Annotated in this window: 13 protein-coding genes and 1 pseudogene; 13 read left to right on the forward strand and 1 reads right to left on the reverse strand. The window is 64.0% G+C overall.

Features of this window, described 5'->3' with window-relative positions; genetic code table 11:
* The first annotated feature begins 380 nt into the window (after positions 1–380).
* The 6 genes and pseudogenes from RMO57_RS13600 (at position 381) to RMO57_RS13625 (ending at position 4,288) form a co-directional block, all read left to right on the forward strand.
* Positions 381–749, forward strand: coding sequence for a DUF1428 domain-containing protein (locus RMO57_RS13600; RefSeq protein WP_310387445.1), 369 nt, complete (start codon positions 381–383; stop codon positions 747–749).
* Positions 750–1,058: 309 nt separating this feature from the next.
* Positions 1,059–1,402, forward strand: a pseudogene (locus RMO57_RS13605) (YciI family protein); the annotation flags it as partial.
* A 312-nt stretch (positions 1,403–1,714) separates the two neighbouring features.
* A complete protein-coding gene (locus tag RMO57_RS13610; RefSeq protein ID WP_310387448.1) occupies positions 1,715–2,128 on the forward strand; it encodes a hypothetical protein in 414 nt (137 codons plus the stop codon).
* A gap of 1 nt (position 2,129) precedes the next feature.
* A complete protein-coding gene (locus RMO57_RS13615) occupies positions 2,130–2,480 on the forward strand; it encodes a GntR family transcriptional regulator (protein ID WP_310387450.1) in 351 nt (116 codons plus the stop codon).
* A complete protein-coding gene (locus tag RMO57_RS13620) occupies positions 2,480–3,367 on the forward strand; it encodes an ABC transporter ATP-binding protein (RefSeq protein WP_310387453.1) in 888 nt (295 codons plus the stop codon). The genes RMO57_RS13615 and RMO57_RS13620 overlap by 1 nt, the downstream gene beginning before the upstream one ends.
* A gap of 27 nt (positions 3,368–3,394) precedes the next feature.
* Positions 3,395–4,288, forward strand: coding sequence for a hypothetical protein (locus RMO57_RS13625; RefSeq protein ID WP_310387455.1), 894 nt, complete (start codon positions 3,395–3,397; stop codon positions 4,286–4,288).
* Positions 4,289–4,360: 72 nt separating this feature from the next.
* Here RMO57_RS13625 and RMO57_RS13630 read toward each other — a convergent pair whose 3' ends face one another.
* Positions 4,361–5,335, reverse strand: a complete 975-nt coding sequence (locus RMO57_RS13630; protein ID WP_310387457.1) for a MerR family transcriptional regulator — start codon at positions 5,333–5,335, stop codon at positions 4,361–4,363.
* A gap of 179 nt (positions 5,336–5,514) precedes the next feature.
* Between RMO57_RS13630 and RMO57_RS13635 the strand changes: the two genes are divergently transcribed.
* From RMO57_RS13635 to RMO57_RS13665, 7 genes are all read left to right on the forward strand, one after another.
* Entirely contained in the window at positions 5,515–6,126 is a 612-nt protein-coding gene (locus RMO57_RS13635) for a glutathione peroxidase (RefSeq protein WP_310387459.1), read from the forward strand.
* Between the two features lie 466 nt (positions 6,127–6,592).
* Positions 6,593–7,903: an NAD(P)/FAD-dependent oxidoreductase gene (locus RMO57_RS13640; protein ID WP_310387470.1), complete on the forward strand. Its 1,311-nt coding sequence runs from the start codon at positions 6,593–6,595 to the stop codon at positions 7,901–7,903.
* Between the two features lies 1 nt (position 7,904).
* A complete protein-coding gene (locus RMO57_RS13645; protein WP_310387461.1) occupies positions 7,905–8,714 on the forward strand; it encodes a DUF1365 domain-containing protein in 810 nt (269 codons plus the stop codon).
* Positions 8,715–8,730: 16 nt separating this feature from the next.
* Positions 8,731–9,960 (forward strand): cyclopropane-fatty-acyl-phospholipid synthase family protein, encoded by a 1,230-nt coding sequence (locus tag RMO57_RS13650; protein ID WP_310387462.1) that lies wholly within the window; start codon positions 8,731–8,733, stop codon positions 9,958–9,960.
* Between the two features lie 3 nt (positions 9,961–9,963).
* On the forward strand, positions 9,964–10,497 hold the full coding sequence (locus tag RMO57_RS13655) for a chalcone isomerase family protein (protein ID WP_310387464.1): 534 nt from the start codon (positions 9,964–9,966) through the stop codon (positions 10,495–10,497).
* Positions 10,484–11,758 (forward strand): MFS transporter, encoded by a 1,275-nt coding sequence (locus tag RMO57_RS13660; protein ID WP_310387466.1) that lies wholly within the window; start codon positions 10,484–10,486, stop codon positions 11,756–11,758. Before RMO57_RS13655 ends, RMO57_RS13660 begins: the two co-directional genes overlap by 14 nt.
* Positions 11,755–12,303, forward strand: a complete 549-nt coding sequence (locus RMO57_RS13665) for a DUF3833 domain-containing protein (RefSeq protein ID WP_310387468.1) — start codon at positions 11,755–11,757, stop codon at positions 12,301–12,303. The genes RMO57_RS13660 and RMO57_RS13665 overlap by 4 nt, the downstream gene beginning before the upstream one ends.
* Positions 12,304–12,353 lie beyond the last annotated feature (50 nt).

Here is a 12,353-nt window from a genome sequence, read left to right on the forward strand (position 1 = left end):
CGTCGTTGGTATTTGTGTCCGCAGCAAGCGCCGATGAACACCGGCGATCACGTGAATCGAAACTGCAGAGAAAAACGGCTATGTGCAAAATCAGCTTGGCCCAGCCAGAAGTGAGTGATGAAGTTGATTCATGCTTGAGGCTGGAAACAGCAATCAGTTCGGACCATTGATGAAGCGCCCAGCAATAGGCTGGCTGCTGAGGGCGCTGCAACGGCCGACCCGTCGGGCATTCTGCAGCGGTGCTGCACCAGCGCGGCCACAGAGCGAACATCCTCCGGCCAAGCTCGCTTTGTCGATTTTGCTCCGCGTCATTCGTCGATAGGATGCGAGCTGCCCTCCAGGCGGGCGCGCCCACAGTTCAACTTAACAGGAGTGAAGACATGTCATACATCGATGGTTTCGTGATCGCGGTCCCCGCTGCCAACAAGCAGAAGTTCATCGACCATGCGCGCCATTTCGACTCGATGTTCATCGAGCTGGGCGCAATCCGTGTGATCGAAGCTTGGGGCGACGACATCCCTGACGGCAAGGTCACCGACTTCCGCCGCGCAGTCCAGGCCACGGCCGAAGAGACGGTGGCCTTTTCGTGGGTCGAATGGCCTGACAAGGCCACGCGCGATGCAGGCATGAAGAAGATGATGGACGACCCGCGCATGGATCCGTCCACACCCGGCAATCCGCCCATGCCCTTCGACGGCAAACGCATGATCTTCGGCGGCTTTGAGCAGGTGGTCGAAGTGAAGGCTTGAACGGCGGGGGGCGACGCCGCCGCCAACTTCCCGGCTGGCGGCACAACCTGAGCCGGCAACAACTATTGACGAGGGCTGGTCGAACAGGACCAGAGTTTCGGCGCCCAGAACGATCCCCCGGGCTGCTACTTCAATCAATCGCCATGCCCGGGGCTAGCCTGCGGATCAACATCCCGAAATGGAATAGGCCGCCCGGAGGTGTTTGCTTTCTGCCTGGCCTTGATTGACACGCCGGCGCCTGACTGTGACAACGTCAGCTCCGATCAATCCAGCGCGCCGCCCCGCAGCCGCAATAGGACTCCACCCGCGATGCCCCACATGCTGCTCATCATCGAAGCCCTGGGCCAGCGCGCTGAACGTGGCCTTGTGGCCGGGGAGGCGGCCTACCAGCGCATGGTGGATTTCTCCGCTGAGCTGCAGGCAGCCGGCTTGCTGCTCGGCGTCAACTGGCTGGGCACGGCGGCAAAGCGTTTGAGCAAGCGTGACGGCGGCACCCAGGTCTGGGACGGCCCCTTCGCCGAGGCCAAGGAGATGGTGGGCGGCTACTTGCTGCTCGACACCGAAGACGCTGCCGTGGCTAGGGGCTGGGCCGAGCGCTGTCCGGCGCGGAGTGGGCGACGGTGGAAATCCGCGGCGTCGGCGCTTTCCTGCTCGACATTTCGTCTCCGGTAGCGCAGAAATTGTGCCTCAGCGTTTGTTGCTGCCGCAGCGAATCGGAAAGCGATTTGTGGATTCGCTGCGCGCAGGGTGCCCTGCGGTCGGTGGCAGCGCCGGGCTCCGGCGGCATCCAGGCACCGGCAAGCAAAGGCTCCAGCATATGGGCTGGGGGCGCTTGACGTAGGCAAGTCGATGCCACGCTACTCGTCCCTAGATTTAAGGATTGACTCTGTGGCGGGGGGGCACTCTGGTGCACGCGGGTGCCGTGGCGGCAACCGTGCAACTTCAACCAACGTGAGGATCTGACGATGAAATCGAAAAATCTGATCAGGCGCACTGCTTTCGGTGCAGTTTCGGTGGCCGCAATGCTCGTGGCCGGAGCGGTGCAGGCGGCGCTGCAAGATCGCGACCTGAACGGCGATGCGGTGGTCGATGCGTTTTACGACACCGATCTGGACATCACCTGGCTGCGCAATGCCAATGTGAACGGGACGATGAGCTGGGGCACGGCCGTCGCCTGGGCGGACGGCTTCAGCTTCGCCGGCCACGACGACTGGCGGCTGCCGACGAGCGACAGCCAAGCCAAGCGCAAACCGCCGGCACGGCTGATCCGTCCGCTTCAGCCCCCGATTTCTGCAGACTGTCGCTCCCGGCTAGGGGCGCCCGTGCTGCTTTGTTATGGTGTGCTACATCAGCAACACACAGGCCACAGGCCCCGTTGATATGCACAACTGGAACGACACCGCCCCCATCTACCAGCAACTGGCCGACCGCTTGGCCGTGCAACTGTTGGACGGCGAACCGCCCGAAGGCGACGCCATGCCCTCGGTCCGCAAACTGGCCAGCCAGTATTTGATCAACCCGCTGACGGTCAGCCGCGCGCTGCAAAGCCTGGTCGACAACGGCCTGGTCGAAAGCCGCCGCGGCATCGGCATGTATGTGCGCGGCGGCGCCCGGGCGCGCTTGCGGCAAAGCGAGCGCGAACAGTTTTTGCAGACCGAATGGCCGCTGCTGCGCGACAAGTTGCAGCGCCTGGGCCTGAGCGCATCCGACTTGAATTGGGAGACGAAATAATGAGCCACTTGATCGAAGCCCGCGATTTCAGCCTTCGTTACGGCTTTGGCGGCAAAGCCAAGACCGCCATTGACAACATCAGCTTCAACATCCCCAAGGGCCGCGTCATCGGCCTCTTGGGCCACAACGGCGCCGGCAAGACCTCGCTGATGAAGGCGATGGTGGGCCTGATCGGCGGCAGCGGCGAGCTGAAGGTGCTGGGTCTGGACCCGCGCAAGCAGCGCAACGAGCTGCTGCAGTCCATGTCCTATATCCCCGATGTGGCGGTGCTGCCGCGCTGGGCAAGAGTGGATGAGCTGATCACCTTGATGAGCGGCCTGCAACCGCGCTTTTCGGCCGAGCGCGCCCGAGTGCTGCTGCAGCGCACCAGCGTCGGCCCGCGCGACAAGGTCAAAAGCCTGTCCAAGGGCATGGTGACGCAATTGCATCTGGCCCTGATCGCCGCCATCGACACCAAGCTGATGATTCTGGACGAGCCGACACTGGGCCTGGACGTGATGTCGCGCAAGAGCTTTTACGAGATGCTGATCGACGAATGGTGCGACGGCGAACGGACGGTCGTGATCTCCACCCACCAGGTCGAAGAGATCGAAACCCTGCTCAGCGACGTGATGATGCTGGACGAGGGCAAGCTGGTGCTCAATATCAGCCTGGAGGAGATGGACTCGCGCTTTGTGGCGTTGTCGCACGACGCGGCGGCCGCCGAGGCGGTTGCCTGCGCCCATCCGCTCTTGCGCTACCGCCAACAAGGCCGCGCCGCCGCGCTGTTCGACGGCGAGCCGCCCGCCCATGTGCAGGAGCTGGGCCAGCGCTTTCGGCCCAGCCTGGTCGACCTGTTCATGGCGTTGACCCGCAAGCCCGAACTGCACGCCCGCCAATCCAGCTGAATCGCTCAAGCTTCTAGGAGAACCGCTATGTTTTCGACAAGATTTATGACGCTGATGCAGCGCGAATGGATGCAGCACCACCGCGGCTGGCTGATCGTGATGCTGACCCTGCCCTTGATCGCCCTGTTGGTGATTCCGTTCGGCCAGATCCAGCTGGACGACGCCCATATGCCGCCCACGGTGCTGGCCGCCGCGGCGCTGGGTATGACCACCATCGCCGCCTTCGCGCTGACCTTCCTGGTCACCTCGTTTCAGCTGCCCGGCCTGGCGCGGCGCGACAGCCAGGATCGCACGATCGAGTTTTGGCTGTCGCTGCCAGGCAGCCACAGCGAGAGCATCCTGGCCACACTGCTGATGCACACCGTTTTCGTGTTTTTGCTGTCGCTCGCCATCGGTGCCGCCATGGGCGTGCTGATGGCCGCAGCCGCGGTGATCAAGGTGATGGGTGTGGGCGCCTTGACGGAGGTGTCTTGGTGGGCCCTGGCGGTGGCCGGCGCGGCGGGCTTGGCCAGGCTGGCCGTTGGGACGCTGCTGTTCACCTTGTGGCTGGCGCCGCTGTTCATGATCCTGATGGCCGCCTCGGCCTGGCTGAAACGCTGGGGCACGCCGGCCGTGATTGCGGCCGTCGTGGTCGGCGGCAATGTGCTGGACAAGCTCTACGGCAACACGGTGGTCTGGGACCTGCTGCACGCCCAGTTCGACGGCGCCAGCCGCGCCATGATGGACGCCAAAAACCAGATGCGCGACGGCTCGCAGTTGCCGGATACGATGCCGCAATTCATCAGCCATTTCGCCGGCTGGGCGCTGCGCGACGTCGGGGCAGCATTGATGCAAACCGCGTCGCTGCAGTTCGTCGGCGGTTTGGTGGTCGCGTCCGCTTGCTTCGGTCTGGTGGTGCTGTACCGCCGCCGGAGCCACTGATCGCCGCGGCGCTTGCCGTCAGCCCCGAGCCCGCCCTAAGCCCGCACTCAGCTCGTCCATAGCGGGCTCATTTCATGGATGGGCCGCGCGCCAGCTCGCCACCGCGCGTGGCAAGTCGGCCAAGTCATTGACGACCCGAACGCCGCCCAATTTGAACGGCCGCTTCAATAGCAGCGCGCTGCCGCCGGCCCACAACTCGACGGGTGCCGGCAAGGCGACGCGCAAATCACTCAAGGCCCGCCGCGCCGTGCCGGCTGAGATGAGACCGCTGAAGCTCAAGGCCAAAATGTCGGAGCCATGCGCGGCCGCCGCACGTGGCAGCTCGTCCGCCGGCGTTTGCACACCCAGCGATAGGCATTGGCAAGCTTCGATCGCCAACAAGGCCTCCACCATCAGCAACCCTAAGCCATGCGGCTCGCCGGGCAAGGTGGTCAACAAGACGCGCGGCCGCCCGGCGCTGACCTGGGCGGCAACACCCTGCACCGCCTGACGCAAAACCTGTTGCACCGTCTCGGTGTAGATATGTTCCTCGAACACCTCCAACTCACCGCGCATCCAACTCTCGCCGACCAGGCGGGTCAGCGGCGCCACCAACTGCAGCACAACGTTGCGCAAGCCCTGGCGCATCAAGGCCTGCGCGAGCTGCCTGCGCAGCTCATCCACCTGATGGTGGCGCAATAGCTGCAGCAGGCCCTGCATTTCCTCGGCCTGCGCCGAATCCAGCGTCGGCCCGCTTGGGGGGGCTTCTTTGCCGCCAGGCCCCGACGGCCCGGCCTGCACTTGCAGCAAGGACTCCAGCGCTTGCTGGCTCGCCGGCACAACGCGGCCGGGCCGGTGGCCTGCGTCCAGCAAGCGCTTCAACAACCGCAGGCGCTGCACCTGACAGGGTGAATAGACCCGGTCACCGCCAGCGTCGCGCAGCGGCAGCGGGAAGCCATAGCGCCGCTCCCACACCCGCAGCGTGTCCTTGCTCAAGCCGGTGTCCCGCTCCACGGCGGCAATGCCCACCCAGCTCGCGTCCAGCTCCGCAGCCTCGACGCTTGTCATTGGCGTCCCTCAGCGGCCCGCACGTGCGCGCGCGCCACGCAGGCAAGCAAGCAGGCCATGTCACTCGGCACATCAAACATGAACAGCCTTTCAAAGAAATTTGTCCTAGACAAACAATAGACAAAAAATATAATTGAGCCTAATATAAAGCCACTTGAGCGAATTGACTAGGACAAAAAATGCCAAAGCCTGTGCCGTTGATCCCCTTAAGCAAGGCCTGTCTGCTCGCACTGTTTGCTTGCTTCGCGGCAGCCTCCAGTCAGGCGGCGCCGGCCCCAGCGGGCGCGCCGGCAACCACCGCCTGCCCGCCGCTGCTGCAGCGCGAAATGCCACGCTTGCAGGATGAAAAGTCGCAGCCCCTCTGCCAATACGCCGGCAAGGTGGTGTTGGTGGTCAACACGGCCAGTTTTTGCGGCTTTACCTCTCAGTACAAGGCACTTGAAACCCTGGCCGAGCGCTATGCAGAGCGCGGCTTGGTGGTGCTGGGTTTCCCGTCCAATGACTTCGGCAGCCAGGAGCCGGGCAGCAACAAAGAAATCGCCGAGTTCTGCGAAAACACCTTCAATGTGAAATTTCCAATGTTTGCCAAATCGGTGGTGAAAGGCGGCAAGCCGGATACCAACCCGCTCTTTGCTGATCTGATCAAGCGCAGCGGTAGTGCGCCGAAATGGAACTTCCACAAATATCTGATCTCGCGCGATGGACAACAAGTGCTGAGCTTTTGGTCGACCACCGATCCGCTCAGCAGCGGCCTGACCAGCGAAGTCGAACGTTTGTTGGCCAAACCCTGAATCCAGACTGACTCAAGCCGACTCAAGCATGCCAACGCTCGCCACCACCATGACTGCTGGATTCAAGTATGCATCGATGGCGGCGCTCACTAACACCACAACCGAGCGCATAAATTCGTCCATATCGAACAAATTAGATGTGGCATGTAAACAATTGCAAACGCAAAGAAATGCGCGCACTCCTTTCGAAAATTCGGTAGGATTAATGCACTTACAGTCGCAAAGTCACTCCTTCAATGGAGTAGCAATCTTGGAGCCGTTTTCCTCCTCCTCCCTCCCTCCCTCGTTGGCTCCGAGGCACTTTGCGACTACTTTTATACCCGGGGCTTGCGCCGTTAGCGCAAGCCCCTTTTCGTTGTCTAGAAGTTTGCCCGGCAGTTTGCCCGGCAGTTCACGCGGGGCCTTGCGCGAGACCTTGCACAGCGGAGCCGGACATGCCGGTCCGCTGCTGCCGTTTTTAGCGCAGCTGGGTCAGCAAGTCAGTGGCGCAGGCCAAGCCAAGCGCCGGGTGGCGGTGATCGGCTCCGGCATTGCCGGCCTGTCGGCGGCCTGGGCCCTGAGCTCGCAGACACAAGTCAGCCTGTTTGAGGCGAACGACTATTTCGGCGGCCACACCCACACCGTCGACATCGAGTTGGAGGGTCAGCGTCACGGCGTTGACACCGGCTTCTTGGTGTTCAACCAACGCACCTACCCGCTGCTGATCGAGTTATTCAAGCAACTCCAGGTCGAAGTCGCGCCGAGTGAGATGTCCTTCTCGGTACAAGTGGCCGACCGCCAGCTGGAATGGAGCGGCAGCAATCTGAACGGCGTGTTCGCGCAGCGCGCCAACCTCTTGCGCCCGGCCTTCTGGCGCATGCTGGCGGACTTGCAACGCTTCAACCGCCTTTGCACCGAGCTGGCCGAGCATGGCCAAGAGTCCCAATTGGCGCAACCGATCGGTCAATTCCTCGATCAGCACCACTTCACGGCCCCGTTTCGCGACTGGTATTTGCTGCCCATGGTGGCCTGCATTTGGTCCTGTCCGACCCGGCAAATGCTGGAGTTCCCGATCTCCACCCTGATTCGCTTTTGCCACAACCACGGCTTGCTGCAAGTGACCAACCGGCCGCCGTGGTACACCGTTCGCGGCGGCGCCCGGCACTATGTCGACAAGCTCTTGAGCCGCATTGCCGACGCGCGACTGGGCAGCCCGGTCTACAAGGTGCATCGGCTGGCGAGTGGCGGCGTAGAAGTACAGAGCGATCGCGGTCGTGAGCGTTTCGATGAAGTGGTGCTGGCCGGCCACAGCGACCAATCGCTGGCCCTGCTGGCCGAGCCGAGCAAGGCCGAGCGGCAAATCCTGAGCGCCATCCCATACCACCGCAATCGCGCGGTATTGCACACCGACACGCGGCTGATGCCGCGCCGCGAACGGGCCTGGGCCGCCTGGAATTACGAGCATGGCGGCACGTCGGCGGGCGGCGAGCCGGCTGCCGTCTGCCTGCACTACTGGCTCAACCGCTTGCAGCCGCTGCCCTGGAAGCAGGCGGTGATGGTGTCGCTGAATCCTGTACGAGAGCCGGCCGCGCACAAGACCTTGGCCGAGTTTGACTACGCCCACCCGGTGTTCGATAGTCCCGCGGTGGCCGCACAGGCGCGCCTGCCCTTGATTCAAGGCGAGGGGCATCTCTGGTACTGCGGCGCCTGGACGCGCTACGGCTTTCACGAAGACGGCCTGCTGTCGGGGCTGACGGTCGCCAAGCAGCTGTTGGAGCGCTGGGCCCATCAGGCATGACATGACGCCACATTCAAGCGGCACCCAAGCCTGGCCCGAGCAAGCACTGATCGGCCGCGGTCAGGTCCGCCACCGCCGCCTGCGCCCGACGCCGCATGCGTTTGCCTACCGCAGCTATTTTCTGATGCTGCCGATGCGCGCCTTGCGGCGGTCGCCCTGCCCGGCGCTGCATCGCAACGGCCGCTTCGCGGGCTTGCGCTGGCTGAGCTTCTTTGACGCCGATCACGGTGACGGCGGCGCCGACAGCCTGGCTTGGGTCGAAGCGCTGCTGCAGCGAGAAGGGATTGACGATGCCGACGGCGAGATCTGGCTGCATTGCTACCCCAGAGTGCTCGGCCACGCCTTCAAGCCGGTCAGTTTTTGGTACTGCCAGCGCAGCAATGGGGAACTTGCCGCCGTCCTGGTCGAGGTCAACAACACCTTCGGCGAACGCCATTGCTACTTGCTGCAAGGCCCTGAACTGGCACTGGGCCGCGAGCTGCTGGCCAGCAAGGTTTTCCACGTGTCGCCGTTTTGCCGCGTCGCCGGCCGTTACCGCTTTCGCTTCATGCACAGCAGTGGCAGCGCCGGCCTGCGCACCGTCGCGCGGGTTGACCATGAGGACGAGGCCGGCGACTTGCTGTTGCTGACCAGCGTCAGCGGCGAGTTGCAGCCCTTGACCGAGGCCAGTGCGCGCGCGGCCTTCTTCGCCGTGCCGGCGCTCAGCCTGATGGTGCTGGCCCGCATCCATTGGCAGGCCTTGCGCCTCTGGCTCAAACGGGTGCCGTTGTTCGGCAAGCCCAGCCCTCCCGAATCTCTTTTGTCCCGTTGATAAGCGCCGATCCCGCATGAACTCCACCACCCTCAAGCACCGTCTCGCCCTGCCCGACGACGCCCCGGCCGCGGCGCGCACCGTCTTCGGCCTGCTCACGCATCTGCGCCACGGCAGCCTGGACCTGCAGATGCCCGACGGCACGACCGCCCATTTTGGCGACAAAAGCGACGCGAACAGCCCGCGCGCCGCCTTTCGCATCCGCGATTGGGCCGTCTGCTCGGCTGCTTTGCGCTCGGGCGATATCGGTTTTGCCGAGAGCTATGTAGCGGGCCATTGGAGCTCACCGGATTTGCGCGCCTTGCTGGAGCTGTTCATCAGGAATCGCGCCAGCCTCGATCAGGCGATCTTCGGGTCCTGGTGGGGCGCCGCCCTGCACCGCCTGCGCCATTTGTTCAAACGCAATAGCCGGGCCGGCAGCCGCAAGAACATTCATGCCCATTACGACATCGGCAACGACTTCTACAAGCTCTGGCTGGACCCGAGCATGAACTACTCCAGCGCCTGGTTTGAAGCCGGCACCGATCAGCCACTGGCCGACGCGCAGACCGCCAAGATGCGGCGCGCACTGCTTGAGTGCGGCGTTAGCGCCGGCGACCGAGTGCTGGAGATCGGCTGTGGCTGGGGTGCGGTGGCCGAGGTCGCTACCCGGGACTTTGGCGCCCAGTTGACCGGCGTGACCCTGTCCAGCGAGCAACTGGCTTGGGCGCAGCAGCGGCTGGCCGCTGCGGGTCTGGCCGCCAAGGCTGAGTTGCGCCTGCAGGACTACCGCGACATCCAGGACCCGGCCTATGACGCGGTGATTTCGATCGAAATGTTCGAGGCGGTCGGCCAAGCCTATTGGGATGGCTATTTCAAGACGGTGCATGCCAAGCTCAAGCCCGGCGGCCGTGCCTGCATACAGACCATCACCATTCGCGATGATCTGTTCGAGCGCTACAGCCGTTCCAGCGACTTCATTCAGCAATACATCTTCCCCGGCGGCATGTTGCCGAGCCCGAGCAAGTTCCGCGCCCACGCGGAAAAAGCGGGCTTGCGTGTCGTCAATGAACTGGCTTTCGGGCAAGACTATGCACGCACCTTGCAGCACTGGCGCAACGCTTTCTTGCACCATGAGGGCGCCGTGCGCGAGCAAGGCTTTGACACCCGCTTCCTGCGCCTGTGGGAGTTCTACCTGGCCTACTGCGAGGCCGCTTTTGCGGCCGGCAATACCGATGTGATGCAGTTCACTTTGGTGCGGGACTAGGCGATGCGCAGACGCAACGCCCAAATTGCCCTAACGGCCATGCTGATCGCTCCGGCCGTCGCATGGGCGGCACCGCCCGAGCTGGCTCATCTGCGCCAACAAACCCAAGCGCAGATGCGCTTTTTTGGCCTGCTGATCTATGACATCCGGCTCTGGGCCGCCGCCCGTGTCGACGCGCAAAGCTGGCACCTGCAGGTTTTGGCCCTGGAGTTGGAATACGCGCGCAGCCTGAGTGGCGCCGAGATTGCCAAGCGCTCATTGGCGGAGATGCGTCGCCAGGCCGACATCAGCGCGAGCCAGGCGCAAGCCTGGCTGAGCGAGATGGAGGCGGCCTTTCCCGACGTCAAGGCGGGCGACCGGCTCAGCGGGCTGAATGAACCGGGCGAAGCCATCAGCTTTTTCGTCAATGGCCGTTTGCAACGGCGCATCCAAGACCCGCTCTTCAGCCGCTTATTCCTGGGCATCTGGCTGGCTCCGCAAAGCTCGGAGCCCGGCCTGCGCAAGCAGCTGCTCGGCAGCATTGATGGCGGCCGCTGACCCGTCGTTGACGATGCGGCCGGCGGATGGCGCACGCTATGGTGCGCTCGGATTTGCCCTCGCCTTCGTCGCGCTGCCGCTCTACATCCTGCTGCCCGCCCATTACGCCCAGGAGTACGGCATGCCCTTGGCGGTGCTGGGAGTCTTGCTGCTGGGCGCCCGGCTGGCCGACGCGGTGATTGACCCTTGGCTTGGCCGGCTTTGTGATCATTGGCTGAATCAGCGCAGCGCCCAGGTCTTGCCCTTGATGGGTGCGGCTGCGCTGCTGTTGCTGGGCGGCTTTGTCGGCCTGTTCTTTCCGCCCTGGCGGGAGCAGACGGCACTGCTGATCTGGTGCGCGGGCTTCTTGCTACTGACCTATTTTGGCTACAGCCTGCTCAGTGTCATGCATCAGGCCTGGGGCGCACGCCTGGGCGGCGGCGCGACCGAGCAAACGCGGGTGGTGGCCTGGCGCGAGGGCTGCGCACTCGCCGGCGTTATCAGCGCCAGCCTGTTGCCGAGTTTGATCGGGCTGCCAGCCACCGCCGCGGCCTTGGCGCTGGCCCTGTGCTTGGGCCTGTTGCTCCTGAGTCGGGCACCGCGCGCACCGGCTCGCCGGGCCGGCGAAGCGAGCGACGCCGCGCCGGTTTGGCAGGTGCCGGCATTCAGGCGCCTGTTGGCGGTCTTTCTGCTGAACGGCATCGCGGCGGCGATTCCGGCCAGCCTTTTGCTGTTTTTTGTTCGCGACCTGCTGCAAACGCCGCAGTGGGAAGGGGCTTTTCTGGGCCTGTACTTCATCGCGGCGGCCCTCTCCTTGCCGCTGTGGCTGCGCCTGGTAGCCCGCATCGGTCAAGCGCGCAGCTGGGGTTGCGGGATGTTGCTGGCGGTGGCCGCGTTTGCGTGGGCGGCCACGCTGGGCCCGGGGGACGGTCTCGCGTTTGCGCTGATCTGCCTGGCCAGCGGGCTAGCCCTTGGCGCGGACCTGGCCATTCCCGCCGCCATGCTGACCCGCGTGGTGCAGCGCGCGGGCCTGAGCGGGCAGGCCGAAGGTGCGTTCTTTGGCTGGTGGAACGCCGCCAACAAACTCAATCTGGCGCTGGCCGCCGGCCTCAGCCTACCGCTGCTGCAGGCGCTGGGCTACGCGCCCGGCCGCAGTGATGCCGAGGCCTTAGCCGCGCTGACACTGAGCTACTGCCTGCTGCCCTGTGTATTGAAACTGCTGGCCGCCGGCCTGCTGTACATGTTCTGGATCCGCCCTCAGGGCGCCGAGGAGTTGCCATGAAGACTATTGCTACTTTTGTCAGTCGGCGCGCCGCCATCACTGTTGCCGGAGCGCTCTGGCTGGCCGGCTGCGCTGCACCAACGCCGGCCGACTATGCACAAGAGACGCCGAAGCTGGAACTGCGCCAATATCTGAACGGCCCGTTGCTGGCGCACGGCATCTTCACCGACCGCAGCGGCCAGGTGAAGCGTCGCTTCACCGTCAAATTGAAGGGCACATGGCAAGGCGACACCGGCGTGCTGGAGGAAGACTTTGAATACAGCGACGGCGGCAAAGAGCGGCGCGTTTGGACCATCAAGGAGCTGGGCGGCGGTCGCTACAGCGGCACGGCCGGCGACGTGGTGGGCACGGCCACCGGCGAAGCAGCAGGCAACGCCTTGCGTTGGCGCTACAGCCTGAAGCTGCCGGTGGACGGCAAGGTCTATGAGGTCGACTTTGATGACTGGATGTTTCTGATCGACGACAAGGTCATGCTCAACAGGGCCCGCATGAGCAAATTCGGGGTTGAGCTGGGCCATGTGACGTTGTCCTTCCAGAAGCTCTGATTCGGTATGTCACTGAACCCCAAAATCAGCCATTGGCAGGGCCGCGTGGT

This window comes from Roseateles sp. (assembly GCF_031397715.1).
Lineage (GTDB): Bacteria > Pseudomonadota > Gammaproteobacteria > Burkholderiales > Burkholderiaceae_C > Paucibacter_A.

What these genes read in the sequence shown, in the direction of transcription:
- RMO57_RS13600 (WP_310387445.1), top strand. Translation starts at nt 381, where the DNA reads ATGTCATACATCGATGGTTTCGTGATCGCGGTCCCCGCTGCCAACAAG.
- RMO57_RS13610 (WP_310387448.1), top strand. Translation starts at nt 1,715, where the DNA reads ATGAAATCGAAAAATCTGATCAGGCGCACTGCTTTCGGTGCAGTTTCG.
- RMO57_RS13615 (WP_310387450.1), top strand. Translation starts at nt 2,130, where the DNA reads ATGCACAACTGGAACGACACCGCCCCCATCTACCAGCAACTGGCCGAC.
- RMO57_RS13620 (WP_310387453.1), top strand. Translation starts at nt 2,480, where the DNA reads ATGAGCCACTTGATCGAAGCCCGCGATTTCAGCCTTCGTTACGGCTTT.
- RMO57_RS13625 (WP_310387455.1), top strand. Translation starts at nt 3,395, where the DNA reads ATGTTTTCGACAAGATTTATGACGCTGATGCAGCGCGAATGGATGCAG.
- RMO57_RS13630 (WP_310387457.1), bottom strand. Translation starts at nt 5,335, where the DNA reads ATGACAAGCGTCGAGGCTGCGGAGCTGGACGCGAGCTGGGTGGGCATT.
- RMO57_RS13635 (WP_310387459.1), top strand. Translation starts at nt 5,515, where the DNA reads ATGCCAAAGCCTGTGCCGTTGATCCCCTTAAGCAAGGCCTGTCTGCTC.
- RMO57_RS13645 (WP_310387461.1), top strand. Translation starts at nt 7,905, where the DNA reads ATGACGCCACATTCAAGCGGCACCCAAGCCTGGCCCGAGCAAGCACTG.
- RMO57_RS13650 (WP_310387462.1), top strand. Translation starts at nt 8,731, where the DNA reads ATGAACTCCACCACCCTCAAGCACCGTCTCGCCCTGCCCGACGACGCC.
- RMO57_RS13655 (WP_310387464.1), top strand. Translation starts at nt 9,964, where the DNA reads ATGCGCAGACGCAACGCCCAAATTGCCCTAACGGCCATGCTGATCGCT.
- RMO57_RS13660 (WP_310387466.1), top strand. Translation starts at nt 10,484, where the DNA reads ATGGCGGCCGCTGACCCGTCGTTGACGATGCGGCCGGCGGATGGCGCA.
- RMO57_RS13665 (WP_310387468.1), top strand. Translation starts at nt 11,755, where the DNA reads ATGAAGACTATTGCTACTTTTGTCAGTCGGCGCGCCGCCATCACTGTT.